14 protein-coding genes and 2 pseudogenes are annotated in these 15,741 nt (G+C 75.0%); 10 read left to right on the forward strand and 6 right to left on the reverse strand.

Translation table 11 applies throughout. The features are described 5' to 3' along the window. Window positions 1–47: 47 nt before the first annotated feature. Both HNR12_RS06435 and HNR12_RS06440 read right to left on the reverse strand, forming a co-directional pair. The gene (locus HNR12_RS06435; protein ID WP_179766644.1) at window positions 48–677 is read right to left on the reverse strand and encodes a DUF4126 domain-containing protein; all 630 of its coding nucleotides are present in this window, start codon (window positions 675–677) and stop codon (window positions 48–50) included. Between the two features lie 255 nt (window positions 678–932). Then, window positions 933–1,187, reverse strand: coding sequence for a DUF2630 family protein (locus HNR12_RS06440; protein ID WP_179766645.1), 255 nt, complete (start codon window positions 1,185–1,187; stop codon window positions 933–935). A gap of 213 nt (window positions 1,188–1,400) precedes the next feature. Here HNR12_RS06440 and HNR12_RS06445 point away from each other — a divergent pair, with 213 nt between their 5' ends. From HNR12_RS06445 to HNR12_RS06455, 3 genes are all read left to right on the forward strand, one after another. After that, window positions 1,401–2,015 (forward strand): hypothetical protein, encoded by a 615-nt coding sequence (locus HNR12_RS06445; protein WP_179766646.1) that lies wholly within the window; start codon window positions 1,401–1,403, stop codon window positions 2,013–2,015. A gap of 256 nt (window positions 2,016–2,271) precedes the next feature. Continuing rightward, on the forward strand, window positions 2,272–2,559 hold the full coding sequence (locus HNR12_RS06450) for a metal-sensitive transcriptional regulator (protein WP_179770443.1): 288 nt from the start codon (window positions 2,272–2,274) through the stop codon (window positions 2,557–2,559). A gap of 43 nt (window positions 2,560–2,602) precedes the next feature. Next, window positions 2,603–2,809, forward strand: coding sequence for a heavy-metal-associated domain-containing protein (locus HNR12_RS06455; RefSeq protein ID WP_179766647.1), 207 nt, complete (start codon window positions 2,603–2,605; stop codon window positions 2,807–2,809). A gap of 97 nt (window positions 2,810–2,906) precedes the next feature. Here the strand turns inward: HNR12_RS06455 and HNR12_RS06460 are convergent, their stop codons facing one another. Together HNR12_RS06460 and HNR12_RS06465 are read right to left on the reverse strand one after the other, a co-directional pair. Beyond that, entirely contained in the window at window positions 2,907–4,280 is a 1,374-nt protein-coding gene (locus tag HNR12_RS06460) for an NAD(P)/FAD-dependent oxidoreductase (protein WP_179766648.1), read from the reverse strand. A gap of 202 nt (window positions 4,281–4,482) precedes the next feature. Then, entirely contained in the window at window positions 4,483–5,055 is a 573-nt protein-coding gene (locus HNR12_RS06465; RefSeq protein WP_179766649.1) for an SACE_7040 family transcriptional regulator, read from the reverse strand. A gap of 163 nt (window positions 5,056–5,218) precedes the next feature. Between HNR12_RS06465 and HNR12_RS06470 the strand changes: the two genes are divergently transcribed. From HNR12_RS06470 to HNR12_RS06485, 4 genes and pseudogenes are all read left to right on the forward strand, one after another. Further along, entirely contained in the window at window positions 5,219–6,829 is a 1,611-nt protein-coding gene (locus HNR12_RS06470; RefSeq protein WP_179770444.1) for a carboxyl transferase domain-containing protein, read from the forward strand. 9 nt (window positions 6,830–6,838) lie between these two features. Next, window positions 6,839–7,789: pseudogene (locus HNR12_RS29705) on the forward strand (ATP-binding protein); the annotation flags it as partial. 327 nt (window positions 7,790–8,116) lie between these two features. Further along, window positions 8,117–9,388 (forward strand): annotated as a pseudogene (locus tag HNR12_RS29710) (biotin/lipoyl-containing protein); the annotation flags it as partial. Beyond that, window positions 9,385–10,539, forward strand: a complete 1,155-nt coding sequence (locus HNR12_RS06485) for an acyl-CoA dehydrogenase family protein (protein ID WP_179766650.1) — start codon at window positions 9,385–9,387, stop codon at window positions 10,537–10,539. The pseudogene HNR12_RS29710 and the gene HNR12_RS06485, both read left to right, overlap by 4 nt. Here HNR12_RS06485 and HNR12_RS06490 read toward each other — a convergent pair. After that, window positions 10,508–11,341 carry a hypothetical protein gene (locus HNR12_RS06490; RefSeq protein WP_179766651.1) on the reverse strand — a complete coding sequence of 278 codons (834 nt, stop codon included), beginning with the start codon at window positions 11,339–11,341 and terminating at the stop codon, window positions 10,508–10,510. The two genes, HNR12_RS06485 and HNR12_RS06490, sit on opposite strands and share 32 nt — an antisense overlap. A gap of 212 nt (window positions 11,342–11,553) precedes the next feature. On the opposite strand from HNR12_RS06490, the gene HNR12_RS06495 reads away from it, so the two are divergent. The 3 genes from HNR12_RS06495 to HNR12_RS29445 all read left to right on the forward strand — a co-directional run bounded on the left by HNR12_RS06495 (window position 11,554) and on the right by HNR12_RS29445 (window position 13,582). Then, on the forward strand, window positions 11,554–12,291 hold the full coding sequence (locus HNR12_RS06495) for a TNT domain-containing protein (RefSeq protein WP_179766652.1): 738 nt from the start codon (window positions 11,554–11,556) through the stop codon (window positions 12,289–12,291). A 449-nt stretch (window positions 12,292–12,740) separates the two neighbouring features. Next, on the forward strand, window positions 12,741–13,064 hold the full coding sequence (locus HNR12_RS29440) for an alpha/beta fold hydrolase (protein ID WP_338119730.1): 324 nt from the start codon (window positions 12,741–12,743) through the stop codon (window positions 13,062–13,064). After that, window positions 13,061–13,582, forward strand: coding sequence for an alpha/beta fold hydrolase (locus HNR12_RS29445; protein ID WP_338119731.1), 522 nt, complete (start codon window positions 13,061–13,063; stop codon window positions 13,580–13,582). The genes HNR12_RS29440 and HNR12_RS29445 overlap by 4 nt, the downstream gene beginning before the upstream one ends. Before the next feature lie 115 nt (window positions 13,583–13,697). Here HNR12_RS29445 and thrS read toward each other — a convergent pair whose 3' ends face one another. Then, complete coding sequence (gene thrS / locus HNR12_RS06505) at window positions 13,698–15,671, reverse strand: threonine--tRNA ligase (RefSeq protein WP_179766653.1); 1,974 nt, start codon at window positions 15,669–15,671, stop codon at window positions 13,698–13,700. Between the last annotated feature and the right edge of the window lie 70 nt (window positions 15,672–15,741).

Genomic DNA, 15,741 nt, shown 5'->3' on the forward strand with positions numbered 1-15,741 from the left:
GAGCCGCGGGCGCCCAGCCCGCGCCCGCCCCTGCGGCGTACCGCCGGCTAGGGGCAGCCCGGCACGGCGGTGCCGCGGTGCTCGGCCTTGCGGCGGCGCCGGCGGCGCCAGGCCCACACCCCGATGAGCGCCAGCAGCGGCACGGCCACCAGGATGAGCAGGGGCACGACCACGGCGAGCACGGAGGTCGCCACGCTGGCGATGTCCTCGAAGGTGCTGACCACGGGGCCGCCCGCGCCGAAGGTCACGGCGTTGAGGACGGGGCGGGCGGCGGACTTGAGCACGTGGAAGACGAGCGCGATCAGCACTCCGGCGAGGATCGGCCACCACGACCCTCCCCCCTCGCCGGCGGCGGCGTCGCTGGTCCAGGCCGCGAGGTCGCCGGTGGTGACGGCCGAGGCCCCGGCGCCGAAGGTGATGCCGCCCGAGGTGGGGCGCACGAAGGTCTGGACGACGTCGTTGACGCTGTCGACGGCCGGGATCTTGTCGGCGGTGACCTCAAGGGCCAGCAGCACGCCCAGGATCACCAGGACGGCCGGGTGCTCCAGCCACTGCCATCCGGGCCCCAGCGGCAGCAGGTCGGTGTAGCGGGCGATCAGGCCCACGGTCAGCAGCGGCACGTAGGCGTTCAGCCCGGCCGCCGAAGCGAGTCCGGTACCGGTGAGTACTTCCAGCATCGAGGGGCGACCCGATCGTCTCGTGTGCTCCGGGCGCCGCCGCCCCGGACGGGCACTGCCCGCCCGGGGCGGCGGCATGCGTTTGGGGAGTGAGACGCGCCGAACGGCGCGGAGGTTCCGGGATTGCACCTCGGCGATTGCCACCGACGCGGTGGCCCGCGGTGCGCCGCCCGCTCCCGGCCGCACCCTGCCCGCACCGAGGTCCCGCCTCGGCGCGGGCGGCCCCGGCGCCCAGACCACGCCCGGTGCGGGCGCCTACTGCCGGTAGCCCTCGACCTCGCTCTTGGGGCGGACGCCGGCTTCGTCGGGGTTCTCGCCGAACTCCTCACGGGCGCGGCGCTGGCGCAGGAGGTCCCAGCACTGGTCCAACTCCTGCTCCAGGGCGCGCATGCGCTGCCGCTCCTCGGGCGTGAGGCGGTGCTCGCTCTGCTCGCGGAGGTCGCGTTCCTCGGTGACCAGATCCTTGATCCGGCTGAGGATGGTGTTCTCCTGGCTCTTGGAGTCGCTCATGTGATCAATCGTGGGCGGGCGCCGCCGCGATCGCAAGCACTGTCCGCAGGGCGCACGCCGCAACGCCGCCGCTCGTGGGCCCCCGTGGTAGGAATTCCCGGCGGCGAGGTCTAAGCGCCGCCGTGCCGGGGACTGCATGGTCGGGGAGACCGCCGGACTCCCCCGGTTCGCCCCGAATGCTCCGGACGCCCCCTATTACCGGCTGGAGACGCCATGACTATCTACGCCGACCGCCCGCTGCGCTTCCTCCTCCAACTGTGCGCCGACACGGCGACCGCGGCCTGGATCGCCGCGTGGGTGTGGGCGGGCCTGGCCCTGCACGACACGCTGAGCGCCCTGGCCGTGCCGGGCGAGCTGATGGAGTCGGCGGGCGAGGGGTTCGCGGAGAACATGGCCGACGCCGCCGAGCGGGTGCGCGAGGTCCCGCTCGCCGGCGACAGCCTGGCCGCGCCGTTCACCAGCGTGGGCGAGGCGGGAGGCGCGCTGAGCGAGGCGGGCCGGGGCTTCCAGGAGACCATGGGCCTGGTGGCACTGGTGCTGCCGCTGCTCACGGCCGCCATGCCGGTCCTGTTCGCCCTGCTGCTGTGGGCGATGACGCGGGCCCGCTGGATCCGCCGCGCAAGCGGGGCGGCGGCGCTGCGCTCGCTGCCCGACGAGGCCGGCGCCTCGCTGCTGGCGCTGCGGGCGATGGCCTCGGCGCGGCCGCGGCTGCTGACCGCCGTCCACCCCGACCCCGTGGGGGCCTGGCGGGCGGGGGACCGCGCCGCCATCGCCAAGCTGGCCGACCTGGAGCTGAAGCGGGTGGGGCTGCGCGCCCGGCGCCGGTGAGGCCGGCCGAGCCGGCGGGGGCCGACACCGCCGGGGGGTGTCCCCGCCCTCGGGCCGGGCACGCCGCCCGGCCCGGCTTGTCCCAAGATCACCGGTTGGTCCACCCGGGCGGCCATACTGGTAGGCAGCGCTTCCCGGTGCCTTGGCCGGACGGTGCGCCGTTCCTCGGGAATGCCGCAGGGGCATACGACGCTTCTATACCCGAAGGGGGTATATTCTCATGGCTGGAGAGCGGGAAACCCAGGGGAGCACCCAGATGGCCACCTACGGCTACCACGACAACAAGCAGAGCCACCTCAACCGGCTCCGCCGGATCGAGGGCCAGGTGCGCGGGCTCCAGAGGATGGTCGAGGACGACGCCTACTGCATCGACATCCTGACCCAGACGGCCGCGGTCAACAAGGCGCTGCGGTCGTTCGCGCTGTCGATGCTGGACGAGCACCTCAAGCACTGCGTGGGCCACGCCGTCGCCCACGGCGGCGAGGAGGCCGACGAGAAGGTGCGCGAGGCGTCCGAGGCGATCGCCCGGCTGGTGCGCTCCTGACCCCGCCCCACTCCCACCACGTCCGCGTAGGAAGGGGCCGATCATGGCCGGCACCACTGTCACCGTCAAGGGCATGACCTGCGAGCACTGCGTCAAGGCGGTCACCGAGGAGGTCTCGGCGCTGCCCGGTGTGACCACCGTCGACGTCGACCTGGCCAGCGGCCGGGTCCACGTCGAGAGCGAGACCCCGCTGAGCGACGAGCAGCTCGACGCCGCCGTCGACGAGGCCGGCTACGAGATCGTCCGCTGAACAGCCGCCCGCGAAGCGCGGGAGGGGGCGGGGGCGCACCGCGCGGTGCGCCCCCGCCCCCTTCGTTGTCCGCTGCTCCCCGGCTCCTGCCCCGGCCCTAGGAGCCGGCGCGGGCCGCGGCGTTGTCCAGCAGCCGGGCGCTCTCCTTGCGGGAGTCCTCGGGGTTGAGGTAGTGGGCCGCCTCAAGGTCCACGAACGTCGAGGGCTTGCCCTGGTGGAAGCCCAGCCGCGAGACCTCGCCGCCGGTCAGCGCCCGGATCATCCAGTTGGCAGCCACGCGGGCGCGCGCGGGGTTGGAGGGCAGCGAGTACAGGTGGTAGCCGCGGGTCACGGCGAAGGCGGGCAGGCCGGAGAGGTCGTAGCCCAGAGGGCGCGCCACCGCGTCGTTGCCGCCGAGGTCGACCACCAGGCCCAGGTCCTTGTGCTCGAAGGGGCGCAGGGCCCGCCGCGTCAGCGAGGCCACCACGTTGTCGGCGGCCACCACGCCCTGCCGCTCGGCGTACTGCGCGGTGGGCGGGCAGATGGCCGAGGAGTCCTCCTTGCTGAGGTCGGGCACGGCCGCGGCGTCGCCGATCGCGAAGATCTCGGGCCGGTCGGGCACCGCGAGGTCGGAGCCGACCACGAGCTTGCCGCGGTTGGTCTCGGTGCCCACCGACTCCATGAGAGGGCTCGGCGAGGTCCCCGCCGTCCAGATCAGCGTGCGGCAGGGCAGCACCCGGCCGTCGGTGAGGGCGACCTTGTGCTCGGTGACCTCCTTGACCGACACCTCCAGCTTGACCTCCACGCCCATGCGGCGCAGCAGGTCCAGGGCGTTCTCGCCGAGCTTGGGGCCCAGTTCGGGCAGCAGGCGGGGGGCGATGTCCACGAGGTGCCAGGAGATCGCGGCGCCCAGCGAGGGGTAGAGCCGCGCGGCCTCGTCGGTGAGGCGGCGCAGCGACGCGGCGGTCTCGACGCCGGTGTAGCCGCCGCCCACCACGATGAAGCGGCAGCGCTCCTCGCGCTCGACCGGGTCGGAGGTGGCGTTGGCCAGCTCCAACTGGGCCAGCACGTGGTCGCGCAGCACGGTCGCCTCGGCGAGGTTCTTGTTGCCGTAGGCGTACTCGGTCAGGCCGGGGATGTCGAAGACCCGGGTGAGGCTGCCGGGGGCCAGGATGAGCCGGTCGTAGCGCTCCACGGTCAGCTCGTCGGAGATCTTGCGGACCAGCACGGCCTCGGCGTCGGCGTCGATGCCGATCGCCGAGCCGGGCACCATGCGGGTGCGGCGCAGGCTGCGGTGCAGGGAGACCGCGACCGACTGGGGGGTGAGCAGGCCGGAGGCCACCTGGGGCAGCAGGGGGCTGTAGAGCATGTAGTCGTTGGGCGCGATGAGCACGATGTCGGCCGCCTGCTTGGGGACGCGCTTCTCCAGTCGGCGCAGCGCGTGCAGGCCCGCGAAGCCCGCGCCGATCACCACAATGCGAGGCCGTGCCATCGTCGCTTCACTCCTTATCGACGTCTACGACGGCCCGCCCGTCCCGCGGGTGCGGGGCGCCGGCGGGCGCAACTGTCCGTCTGGTGCAGGGCTGCCCGAGGCGGGTGCGGTCAAACGTCGGCGCGGCGCGGCGGGGCCTGCGCCGACACGCCGCTCCCGGCGCCGGGAGCGGTGCGCGGCGGGGCGCCGCGGCGGGGCGCCCTCAGCCCTCGGCGAGCAGCGCGGCGCCGGCCATCTCCAGCAGCAGCGCACCCATGCGCTCGGGCGGGAGTTCGCCCGCGCTGTGCGGGGTGGAGTTGAGCAGGCCGAACACGGCGTGCACGGCCGCGCGCAGGACGGGGGCGCCGGCGCCGGGGCGCAGGCGGGACAGGACCTCGACCCACTGCTCGACGTAGCCGCGCTGGAGGCGGCGGATGCGGCGGCGCTCGGGCTCGGGGACGTTGCCCAGTTCGCGGTCGTGCACGGTGATCAGCGCGGGTTCGGTGAGGGCGAAGTCGATGTGGCCGCGCAGCATGGCGCGCAGCGCCTCGCGGGGACCGGGCGCTGCGTCGGCGCGGGCGCGGGCGTCGGCGGCCAGGCGCTCGCTGACGTCGATCAGCATGGCCGCCAGCAGCGCCTCCTTGCCGGGGAAGTGCCGGTAGAGGGCGGGGCCGGTGGTGCCCACGGCCCGGCCCAGGTCGTCGATGGTGACCCCGTGGAACCCGCGCTCGGCGAAGAGGACGGCGGCGGCGCGCAGGATCTCGCCGCGGCGCGCGCCCGCGGGGCGCTGGGCCATGGCGGACACCTCCCTCCTCGGCCCCCGGACGGGGCGGCCGACCGCGAACGGGGCCCCGCCCGGGATCGGCGCGGTGTGACACTGGACACCTACGTTAACGGTCACTAACATCGCCGATGTTAACGGTCATTAACAGCGGAGGCGAACCATGCGCGCGGCACCGGTGCTCACCTCGGCCGTCGACACCGACGGCCCCGCCTTCGCCCGCAATGCCGAGGCCAACCGGGCGCTGGCCGCCGAGCTGCGCCTCCGGCTGGAGACCGCGGCGCTGGGCGGGCCCGAGAAGACCCGCATCCGCCACACCGAACGCGGCAAGCTGCTGCCGCGCGACCGGGTGGACGCGCTGCTGGACCCCGGGTCCCCGTTCCTGGAGCTCTCGCCCCTGGCCGCCTACGGGCTCTACGGCGACGACGGCCAGGACGCCCCGGCCGCCGGGATCATCACCGGCATCGGGCGGGTGGCCGGACGCGAGGTCGTGGTGGTCGCCAACGACGCCACGGTCAAGGGCGGCAGCTACTACCCGATGACGGTGAAGAAGCATCTGCGCGCCCAGGAGGTCGCGCTGCACAACCGGCTGCCGTGCGTCTACCTGGCCGACTCCGGCGGCGCGTTCCTGCCGATGCAGGACGAGGTGTTCCCCGACCGCGAGCACTTCGGGCGGATCTTCTACAACCAGGCGACGATGTCGCGGCTGGGCATCCCGCAGGTGGCGGCCGTGCTGGGCTCCTGCACCGCCGGCGGCGCCTATGTCCCGGCCATGAGCGACGAGGCGGTGATCGTGCGCGAGCAGGGCACGATCTTCCTGGGCGGACCGCCGCTGGTGAAGGCCGCCACCGGCGAGGTCGTCACGGCCGAGGAGCTGGGCGGCGGCGACGTGCACGCGCGGGTGTCGGGGGTGGCCGACCACCTGGCCGACGACGACGCGCACGCCCTGGCGATCGTGCGCCAGATCGCGGGGACCTTCGGCCCGCGCGGCGAGCCCGCGTGGGAGCGCGCCGAGCCCCGGCCCCCGGCGCTGGACCCGGCCGAGCTGTACGGGGTGGTGCCCACCGACACCCGCACCCCCTACGACGTGCGCGAGGTCATCGGCCGCGTCGTCGACGCCAGCGAGTTCGCCGAGTTCAAGGCGGAGTACGGCACCACCCTGGTCACCGGGTTCGCCCGCGTCCACGGGCACCCGGTGGGGATCGTGGCCAACAACGGGATCCTCTTCGGGGAGTCGGCGCTGAAAGGCGCCCACTTCATCGAACTGTGCGACCGGCGCGGCATCCCGCTGGTGTTCCTGCAGAACATCTCGGGGTTCATGGTGGGCCGCGACTACGAGGCCGGCGGGATCGCCAAGCACGGCGCGAAGATGGTCACGGCGGTGGCGTGCGCGCGGGTGCCCAAGTTCACCGTGGTGATCGGCGGGTCCTTCGGCGCCGGCAACTACAGCATGTGCGGCCGGGCCTATTCGCCGCGGTTCCTGTGGATGTGGCCCAACGCGCGGATCTCGGTGATGGGCGGCGAGCAGGCGGCGTCGGTGCTGGCCACGGTGCGGCGCGACCAGAAGGCCGCGCGCGGCGAGGACTGGCCCGCCGAGGCCGAGGAGGAGTTCAAGGCCCCCATCCGCGACCAGTACGAACGCCAGGGCGCCCCCTACTACTCCACGGCCCGGCTCTGGGACGACGGCGTGATCGACCCCGCCGACACCCGGACCGTGCTGGCCCTGGGCCTGGAGGCCGCCCGATACGCCCCGCTGGAGCCCGTGGGCTACGGCGTCTTCCGGATGTGAGGTGCGACGATGACCACCGCTGAATCCGCCACCACCGCGCCCCCGGCGCCCTCGGGCACGGCCGCCGCGGGCCCCGGCGCGCCCGGCGCCACCGCCACGACCGTGCTCGTGGCCAACCGCGGCGAGATCGCGGTGCGGATCATCCGCACGCTGCGCCGCATGGGCCTGCGCACGGTCGCCGTGCACAGCACCGCCGACGCCGGCGCCCGGCACGTGCGCGCCGCCGACACGGCCGTGTGCGTGGGGGGCGCCGCGCTGTCCGACAGCTACCTCAACGCCCCGGCGATCGTCGCCGCCGCCCAGGCGGCCGGCGCCCGCATGGTCCACCCCGGCTACGGGTTCCTCGCCGAGAACGCCGCGTTCGCCCGGCTCTGCGCCGAGGCGGGGCTGGTGTTCATCGGTCCGCCGCCCGAGGCGATCGAGGCCATGGGCGACAAGATCCGCGCCAAGCGGGAGGTCGCCGCGGCCGGGGTGCCGCTGCTGCCCGGGTTCGCCGAGGAGCCCGGCCGACCGATGGACGACACCGCGCTGGAGCGGGCCGCCGCCGACGTGGGCTACCCGCTGCTGATCAAGCCCTCGGCGGGCGGCGGCGGCAAGGGGATGCGGGTCGTGGAGGGCCCCGGCGAACTCGCGGCCGCGGCAGCGGCGGCGCGGCGCGAGGCCCGGGCCGCGTTCGGCGACGACACCCTGCTGGTGGAGCGCCTGGTGCGGCGGCCCCGGCACATCGAGGTGCAGGTGCTGGCCGACGCGCACGGCAACGTGGTGCACCTGGGCGAGCGGGAGTGCAGCCTGCAGCGGCGCCACCAGAAGATCGTGGAGGAGGCGCCGTCGCCGCTGCTCACGCCCGAGCAGCGCGCGGCCATGGGCCGCGCCGCGGTGGCCGCCGCCCGGGCCTGCGGGTACGTGGGCGCGGGCACGGTGGAGTTCATCGTGCAGCCGCCGCGGGAGGAGCCGGGCGGCGGGGCCGGAGGCGGCGGGGCGGGTGCCGGGCACGCCGATACGGGAGCCCCGGGGGAACCCCTTGCTTCAAGTCAACCCCACGCCGCGCCGCACACGCCACCCGGATCCGCCGGGCTGTGGACGGCAACCCCGGCCGAGGCCGCCGGCGGCCCGCCCCCGGCCGGTGCCGGGCACGGCGAGACCGGGGCTTTGGGGGAACCCCTTTCTTCAAGTCAACCCGAGGCCGGCTCCCCCGCACCACACCACCTCCGCCCCCTGGGGACAACCGCGGCCACCGCCGATGGCCCCGCACCCGGGGCGCCCTCCCCCACCGCCGCCCCCGGCCTCTCCTACGCCTTCCTGGAGATGAACACCCGCCTCCAGGTCGAGCACCCGGTCACCGAGGCCGTCGTGGCGGTCAACGGCCGCCGCGGCATCGACCTGGTCGAACTCCAGGTCCGCGTCGCGCGCGGCGAACCCCTCCCCTTCACCCAGGAGGACCTCGCGCTCGACGGCCACGCCGTGGAATCCCGGGTCTACGCCGAGGACCCCGCCCAGGGCTTCCTGCCCACCGGCGGCCGCGTCCTGCTCCTGGCGGAGCCCGAGGGCCCCGGCGTCCGCGTCGACTCCGGCCTGGACGAGGGAACCGAGGTCACCTCGGCCTACGACCCCATGCTCGCCAAGGTCGTCACCTGGGCCCCCGACCGCGCCGCCGCCCTGGACCGCATGGACGCCGCCCTCGCCGGCTACACCCTGCTGGGCTGCGACACCAACGTCGCGTTCCTGCGCCGCCTCCTGCGCACCCCCCGCGTCCGCGCCGGCGACCTCAGCACCGACCTCACCCCCCAACTCGCCCCCGCCCTGGTGCCCGCCGACGGCGCCGACGTCGACGACGGACTGCTCGCCGCCGCTGCCGCCGACCACCAACTCGGCCTGGAGCCCGACCCCCGCACCGCCGACCGGTTCGCCGTCCCCGACGGCTGGCGCCTGGGCGCGCGGGCCTGGACCACCTGGCGGCTGCGCGCGCCCCGGCGCGGCCCCGCGGCGGTCCGGCTGCGCCGCCGCGCCGAGGGCACCACCGCCGGCACCGCCGGCGGGCCGGAGGCGCCCGTGGCCTACGAGGCCAGCGTCGACGGCGGACCGCCCTTTGCCATCGACGCCGCCCGCACGCCCGACGGCCGCACCCTGGTCGTCACCGTCCACGGCCGCACCCTGCGCTACGCCCGCGCCACCGACCCGGCCGGCCTGTGGCTGGGCCGCGACGGCGCCGCCTGGCGGTTCACCGACGACCCCCGCCTGGCGCCGGTGCGCGGGGGCGGCGCCGCCGCCGACGGCGCCGTGCGCAGCCCCATGCCCGGCACCGTGCTGTCGGTGGCCGTGGCCCCGGGCGACCGCGTCGTGGCCGGAAGCCCCGTGGCCGTGGTCGAGGCCATGAAGATGGAGCACACCGTCACCGCTCCCCTCGACGGCACCGTCACCGAACTGCACGCCCGCCCGGGCCGGCCCGTGGCCATGGACGAGGTCCTGGCCGCCATCACCCCCGAGGCCGCACCGGCCCCGCGCGATCCCGGAGCCGCACCGGCCTCCGCGTCCACCACCGTCAAGGAGCAGGAGCCATGACCCACGGGCTGTCCGACGAGTACGAGGAACTGCGCCGCACCGTCGAGGAGTTCGCGCGAACCGAGGTGGCGCCGGCCATCGGCGACTACTACGAGCGCGGCGCGTTCCCCTACCCCATCGTCGCCGCGATGGGCCGCATGGGCCTGTTCGGCCTGCCCTTCCCCGAGGAGTACGGCGGCATGGGCGGCGACTACTTCGCGCTGTGCCTGGCCCTGGAGGAACTGGCCCGCGCCGACTCCTCGGTGGCCATCACCCTGGAGGCGGCGGTCTCGCTGGGCGCCATGCCGATCCACCGGTTCGGCACCGAGGAGCAGAAGCGCGCCTGGCTGCCGCGGCTGTGCTCGGGGGAGGCGCTGGGGGCGTTCGGGCTGACCGAGCCCGGCGGCGGCTCCGACGCCGGGGCCACCCGCACCACCGCCCGTCTGGCCGACGGCCAGTGGACCGTCAACGGCACCAAGTGCTTCATCACCAACTCCGGCACCGACATCACCGCGCTGGTCACCGTCACCGCCGCCACCGGAACCCTGCCCGACGGCCGCCCCGAGATCTCGGCGATCCTGGTCCCCTCGGGCACCCCGGGCATGGCCGTGGGGCAGCACTACTCCAAGGTCGGCTGGAACGCCTCCGACACCAACGAACTCGTCTTCACCGACTGCCGGGTGCCCGCCGACAACCTCGTCGGCGAGCGCGGGCGCGGCTACGCCCAGTTCCTGCGCATCCTGGACGAGGGCCGCATCGCCATCGCCGCGCTCGCGGTGGGCCTGGCCCAGGGGTGCGTGGACGAGAGCGTCCGCTACGCCGGGCAGCGCGAGGCGTTCGGCCACAGCATCGGCCACTACCAGGCGATCCAGTTCGCCATCGCCGACATGGAGGCCCGCGCCCACACCGCCCGGCTAGCCTACTACGACGCCGCCGCCCGCATGCTCGCCGGCGAGCCGTTCAAGAAGCAGGCCGCCATCGCCAAGCTGGTCGCCTCCAACGCCGCCATGGACAACGCCCGCGCCGCCACCCAGGTCTTCGGCGGCTACGGCTTCATGAACGAGACCCCCGTCGGCCGCTTCTACCGCGACGCCAAGATCCTGGAGATCGGCGAGGGCACCTCGGAGATCCAGCGGATGCTCATCGCCCGCGAACTGGGGCTGCCGGCGTGACCTGACCGGTGTGCGGGCGGTGGCCGGGCCGGGCCGGGGTGGTGAGTGAGCGGCTCAGGGACCGCTCCGCCGAGGAGCCGGGCACCAGCGCGGACCGGCCGGCCGCCGCCCGCACCGCCTGGGCCACCCCGGGCACGCGCCCCCCGGCCCTGCCCGCCGGCCGCCGCGCCGCCGCCCTGGCGGCGGCGTCGTGCGGGGCACCGCCCGCCATGCCCCGCACGACCCCGTGGCGCGCCAGCACCTGGCGGATGTACTCCCCGGGCGCCAGGTACTGCATCGGCTTCGCACGGCGCATCGGCACGTCGCGCATCACGTCCTCCACCAGCTCCCGCAGCGCCGACCGCACCTCGGGGCGGTCGAGCGCTTCCTCGGTCGAGGCCACGACCGCCGGCATGTCCACCCCGCGCTCCTCCACCAGCCGTTGGAGGAAGGCGTTGTCGAACGCGCTTCCCGGGGCCATGTCGCGGAACAGGGCGCGGCGCGTGGCGATGTCGGTGGCACCGCGAAGGCGCGCCCACACGTCCTGGGCCAGGGTTCCGGCCACCAGAGCCATCGCCAGCCCGTGGTGGCCGACACCGTTGTAGCGCCAGGGGGCCAGCCCCGAGGCGTGGGCGACCGAGGCGCCGTTGCGGGCGAACTCCAGCTTGAAGCCCAGGGACTCCATCCCCACCGCCTCGCCGACCACCGCGTGGCCCAGTTCGTGGGCCACGACCAGTTCGTCCATCATGCGCTGGAGGAACTCGGCCCCGTGGGGCACCCATTCCCCGACGTCGCCCGAACGGGCTGAGGGTGATTCGGGCATGACGGGCTCCCCTGCGTGGCTCGTGGGCGGCGCCAGGATGCTAGCAAGCCCCTGGCGCACCCGCGCACGTCCGCCACGGGTACACCGCTTTCTCACACCGCCCTGCCGAAAACCCGCACGTTCAGTCACGGTGTGTAGTTGAATGGCCTCGTTCCGGCAGAGGCTCCCGCTCCGCCTCCCCCGTGGTCCACGCTGAAACGGAGTCGTCCCGCATGCCCCCCATCCCGTTCGCACCGGCCCTGGCCGCCGCCGGCGCGGTCGTTCTCGCGCTCTCCGCCGCCCCTGCCTCCGCCGCCGCGCAGGGGCCCGGGTGCACGGTGCCGGTGCCCCCGCCCAGCGCCGAGGAACGCGACCGCTACCTGTGCGGCGACCCCCGCCTGGGCCCGGCCGAACTCCCGCGCGCGGGCGTGGTGGGCGAACTCCTCACCGACTACGACCGCCTGGGCGGCCTGTCCCCCATCGCGTTCGTCAGCCGGCACCGCCAGACCGGCGTCGACAGCGCCACCGGCGAGGTCTCCGAGAGCTGGCGCTACCCCGCCCACGACGGGTTCGCCGTGGTGGACGGCGAGGTCCGGCGCGAGGTCGAGACCCTGCGCGAGGGCACGCTCCTGGACCGGTTCGGCTCGGCCCACGGCTCCTTCCTCGCCCCCGCCGACACCCCCTTCCCCGAGCGCTCCCTGCCGCCGGACTCCCTCAACACCTGGGAGGGCGGGCCCCGGCACAACTACCGCTGCTACGCGGTCACCGAGGCCTTCTCCGCCGAGGTCGGCCCGATCGCCCCGGCCTTCGAGCAGCCCGGCGGCGGCGAGCAGGTCCTGCTCGACCCCGACCTCGTGCCCGAGGCCGGCGGCCTGGACCGCCTGGGCGCCGACTCCATGGTCGAGTGGGGCTACCTCGACGTCCGACCCGCCCGCGAGTGCGACGTGGACGACGCGGCGCCCGCCCGCTAGCCGGGTGCCACAGGCGGCACCGCACCCTGCCGCCGCGTCAGCTCCCCCGGTCCACGACGGGCCCATCGGCGCGCCGGCCGCCCCCGCGGCGGTCGGCGCGCCTTCGGCCGCCCGCTTCCCGCCCCGCCTCCGGCACCCCGCGCCGCGGCCGGGACCGGCCGCCCGTCGGCCGCGGGAAGCCCGTGCCCGATGCCCGCATCGCATGCGGTGAGCCCTTGTCCGCAGCCCTGTGCGGAGCCCCGTGGACACCCGGCAGGTCCTCGCCGTCGCCGCCGTGGTCGCTGTCGCCGCCTTCGGCGCCCTCCAGGCCTGGCCGCACCGGCGCAGGTGCGCGCGCTGACCGGCCGGGCGATCCGCCGGGGCCGGCGGCACCGCCACACGCGCCACCTGCGCCGCCGCCCGGGCGGCGGCGAGGTAGCACCCGCCTGAATCGGGTACACCTGGTGTTCATGGACACGCCGCGCATCGTCTACGACCGCCGGGGCAACGGCTCCCCCGTCCTGCTGCTGCACGGCCTGGGCCACCACCGCCGCGCCTGGCAGCGCGTGGTGCCCGTCCTCGCCCGCCACCACGACGTCGTGGTGCCCGACCTGCCCGGGTTCGGCGACTCCGCGGCGCCCGACCCCGACTGCGCCTACGACATCGGCTGGCTGGCCGACACCGTGGCCGCCTTCTGCGACCGCATCGGGGTCCGGCGCCCGCACGTGGCGGGCAACTCCCTGGGCGGGGCCATGGCGCTGGAGCTGGGCGCCGGGGCCGCGCCGCCTCGGTGACCGCGCTCTCGCCCATCGGGTTCGGCACCGCCCCGCGCATCGCGGGCGCCCGGTGCCTGTCGCGCGGCGCGCGGTGGGCGGCGCGCATCCCCGCGCCGGTGCTGCGGGCGGCGGTCGAGACACCGGCCGCACGCGCGCTCGCCCGGCGGTTCCTGCGCGGCGACCCCGCCTCCGAGGCCGCCCGCGCGGTCACCTTCGACGTCTCGGTGCTCTCGCCCGGCTCGCCGTTCCTCCGGCTGACCCCGCACGTGGCGGGGTACGTCTTCCAGGAGAGCGTGGCGGCCGGGGTCCCCGTCACCGTCGCCTGGGGCGACCGCGACCGCCTGCTGCCGCCCGCCGGGGCGCGCCGGGCGCTGCGCCGCATCCCGCACGCCCGCCAGGTGGCCCTGCTGGGGTGCGGGCACATCCCCATGGCCGACAACCCGCGCGCGGTGGCCGCCGAGATCCTGCAGACCTGCCGCCGTGCCGGTGCGGGGCGGCCGGCGCGGACGCCGGCGGGGGCGGCCGCCGCGCGCTGAGGCCGGTTCCGGTCGCCCGTCGGGGGTTCCGGTCACCCGGGGGTTATGGCCGCCGAAACGCGCCGCGCCCCTGCGCCTCGGGGGCGCAGGGGCGCGGGCACCGGGTGGCCGGGCGCTACCGGCGCTCGCGCACCGCGGTGACGATCTCGGCGACGGCGTCGTCCAGCGGCACCCCGTTGTTCTGGGAGCCGTCGCGGTAGCGGAACGACACCGCGCCCTTGCTGATGTCGTCGTCGCCGGCCAGCAGCATGAAGGGGACCTTCTGCTTCTGGGCGTTGCGGATCTTCTTCTGCATCCGGTCGTCGCTGGCATCGACCTCGACCCGGATGCCCTCCGCGCGCAGCCGCGCCGCCAGCTCCTCCAGGTAGGGGACGTGCTCGTCGGCGATGGGGATGCCCACGGCCTGCACCGGGGCCAGCCACGCCGGGAACGCGCCCGCGTAGTGCTCCAGCAGCACGCCGAAGAACCGCTCGATGGAGCCGAACAGCGCCCGGTGGATCATGACGGGCCGCTGCCGGGAGCCGTCGGCGGCGGTGTACTCCAGCTCGAAGCGCTTGGGCTGCTGGAGGTCGACCTGGAGGGTGGACATCTGCCAGGTGCGCCCGATGGCGTCCTTGGCCTGCACCGAGATCTTGGGTCCGTAGTAGGCGGCGCCGCCGGGGTCCATGACCAGCTCCAGGCCCTGCTTCTGCGCGGCCTGGCGCAGCAGCTCGGTGGCCTCCTCCCACTCCTCGGGCTCGCCGATGAACTTCGCGGACTCGCCCCGGGTGGACAGCTCCAGGTAGAAGTCGCCGAGCCCGTAGTCGCGCAGCAGGTCGAGCACGAAGGTGAGCAGGCTGTCGAGCTCCTCGGGCGCCTGCTCGCGGGTGCAGTAGATGTGGGAGTCGTCCTGGGTGAACCCGCGGGCCCGGGTGAGGCCGTGCACGACGCCCGACTTCTCGTAGCGGTAGACGGTGCCGAACTCGAACAGCCGCAGCGGCAGCTCGCGGTAGGAGCGCCCGCGCGAGCGGTAGATCAGGTTGTGCATGGGGCAGTTCATGGCCTTGAGGTAGTAGTCCTGGCCGTCGAACCGCATGGGGGGGAACATGCCCTCGTCGTAGTTGGGCAGGTGCCCCGAGGTCTCGAACAGGTTCGCCTTGGTGATGTGGGGGGTGTAGACGAACTCGTAGCCGGCCTCCTCGTGGCGGCGGCGGGAGTACTGCTCCATCTCCTTGCGGACCACCCCGCCCTTGGGGTGGAACACCGCCAGGCCCGAGCCGAGCTCGTCGGGGAAGGAGAACAGGTCGAGCTCGGCGCCCAGCCGGCGGTGGTCGCGCTTCTCGGCCTCCTCAAGGAAGGCGAGGTAGTCCTTGAGCGCGTCGCGGGACTCCCAGGCGGTGCCGTAGATGCGCTGGAGCTGGGGGTTCTTCTCGCTGCCGCGCCAGTAGGCGGCGGCCGAGCGCATCAGTTTGAAGGCGGGGATCGCCTTGGTGGTGGGCAGGTGCGGTCCCCGGCACAGGTCCTTCCAGCACAGCTCGCCGGTGCGCGGGTGGACGTTGTCGTAGATGGTGAGCGCGCCGGCGCCGACCTCGACCGAGGCGCCCTCGGCGGCGTCCTGGGCCGAGCCCTTGAGGCCGATGAGCTCCAGCTTGTAGGGCTCGTCGGCGAGTTCGGCGCGGGCGTCGTCGTCGCTGACGGGGCGGCGGACGAACCGCTGGCCCTGCTTGACGATCTCCTGCATGCGCTTCTCGATGCGCTTGAGGTCGTCGGGGGTGAAGGGCTCGGCGACGTCGAAGTCGTAGTAGAAGCCGTTGTCGATGGGCGGGCCGATCCCGAGCTTGGCCTCGGGGAACAGCTCCTGCACCGCCTGGGCCATGACGTGGGCGGCGGAGTGGCGCAGGATGGCGCGGCCGTCGGCGGAGTCGACCGCGACGGGTTCGACCGCGTCGCCGTCGGCGAGTTCGTGGGCGAGGTCGCGCAGCTCGCCGTTGACGCGGGCGGCGACAACGGTCCTGCCGTCGGCGTCGAGCGCCTGGCCGGCGGTCGTCCCGGCCGCCACCGCACGCTCGGTTCCGGCGAGGGTGATGCGCAGCTCAGGGACGACGGACACGGTTGCTCTCCTCACGGGCGGGACTGGGCGGTAGGGCGCGGGGCCGTGCGGAGTGCGGCGGCCCCGGCGC

Source organism: Streptomonospora nanhaiensis (assembly GCF_013410565.1).
Taxonomy (GTDB): domain Bacteria; phylum Actinomycetota; class Actinomycetes; order Streptosporangiales; family Streptosporangiaceae; genus Streptomonospora; species Streptomonospora nanhaiensis.

Coding starts and splice junctions, on each gene's coding strand:
- HNR12_RS06435 (WP_179766644.1), bottom strand. CDS start 677: ATGCTGGAAGTACTCACCGGTACCGGACTCGCTTCGGCGGCCGGGCTG.
- HNR12_RS06440 (WP_179766645.1), bottom strand. CDS start 1,187: ATGAGCGACTCCAAGAGCCAGGAGAACACCATCCTCAGCCGGATCAAG.
- HNR12_RS06445 (WP_179766646.1), top strand. CDS start 1,401: ATGACTATCTACGCCGACCGCCCGCTGCGCTTCCTCCTCCAACTGTGC.
- HNR12_RS06450 (WP_179770443.1), top strand. CDS start 2,272: ATGGCCACCTACGGCTACCACGACAACAAGCAGAGCCACCTCAACCGG.
- HNR12_RS06455 (WP_179766647.1), top strand. CDS start 2,603: ATGGCCGGCACCACTGTCACCGTCAAGGGCATGACCTGCGAGCACTGC.
- HNR12_RS06460 (WP_179766648.1), bottom strand. CDS start 4,280: ATGGCACGGCCTCGCATTGTGGTGATCGGCGCGGGCTTCGCGGGCCTG.
- HNR12_RS06465 (WP_179766649.1), bottom strand. CDS start 5,055: ATGGCCCAGCGCCCCGCGGGCGCGCGCCGCGGCGAGATCCTGCGCGCC.
- HNR12_RS06485 (WP_179766650.1), top strand. CDS start 9,385: ATGACCCACGGGCTGTCCGACGAGTACGAGGAACTGCGCCGCACCGTC.
- HNR12_RS06490 (WP_179766651.1), bottom strand. CDS start 11,341: ATGCCCGAATCACCCTCAGCCCGTTCGGGCGACGTCGGGGAATGGGTG.
- HNR12_RS06495 (WP_179766652.1), top strand. CDS start 11,554: ATGCCCCCCATCCCGTTCGCACCGGCCCTGGCCGCCGCCGGCGCGGTC.
- HNR12_RS29440 (WP_338119730.1), top strand. CDS start 12,741: ATGGACACGCCGCGCATCGTCTACGACCGCCGGGGCAACGGCTCCCCC.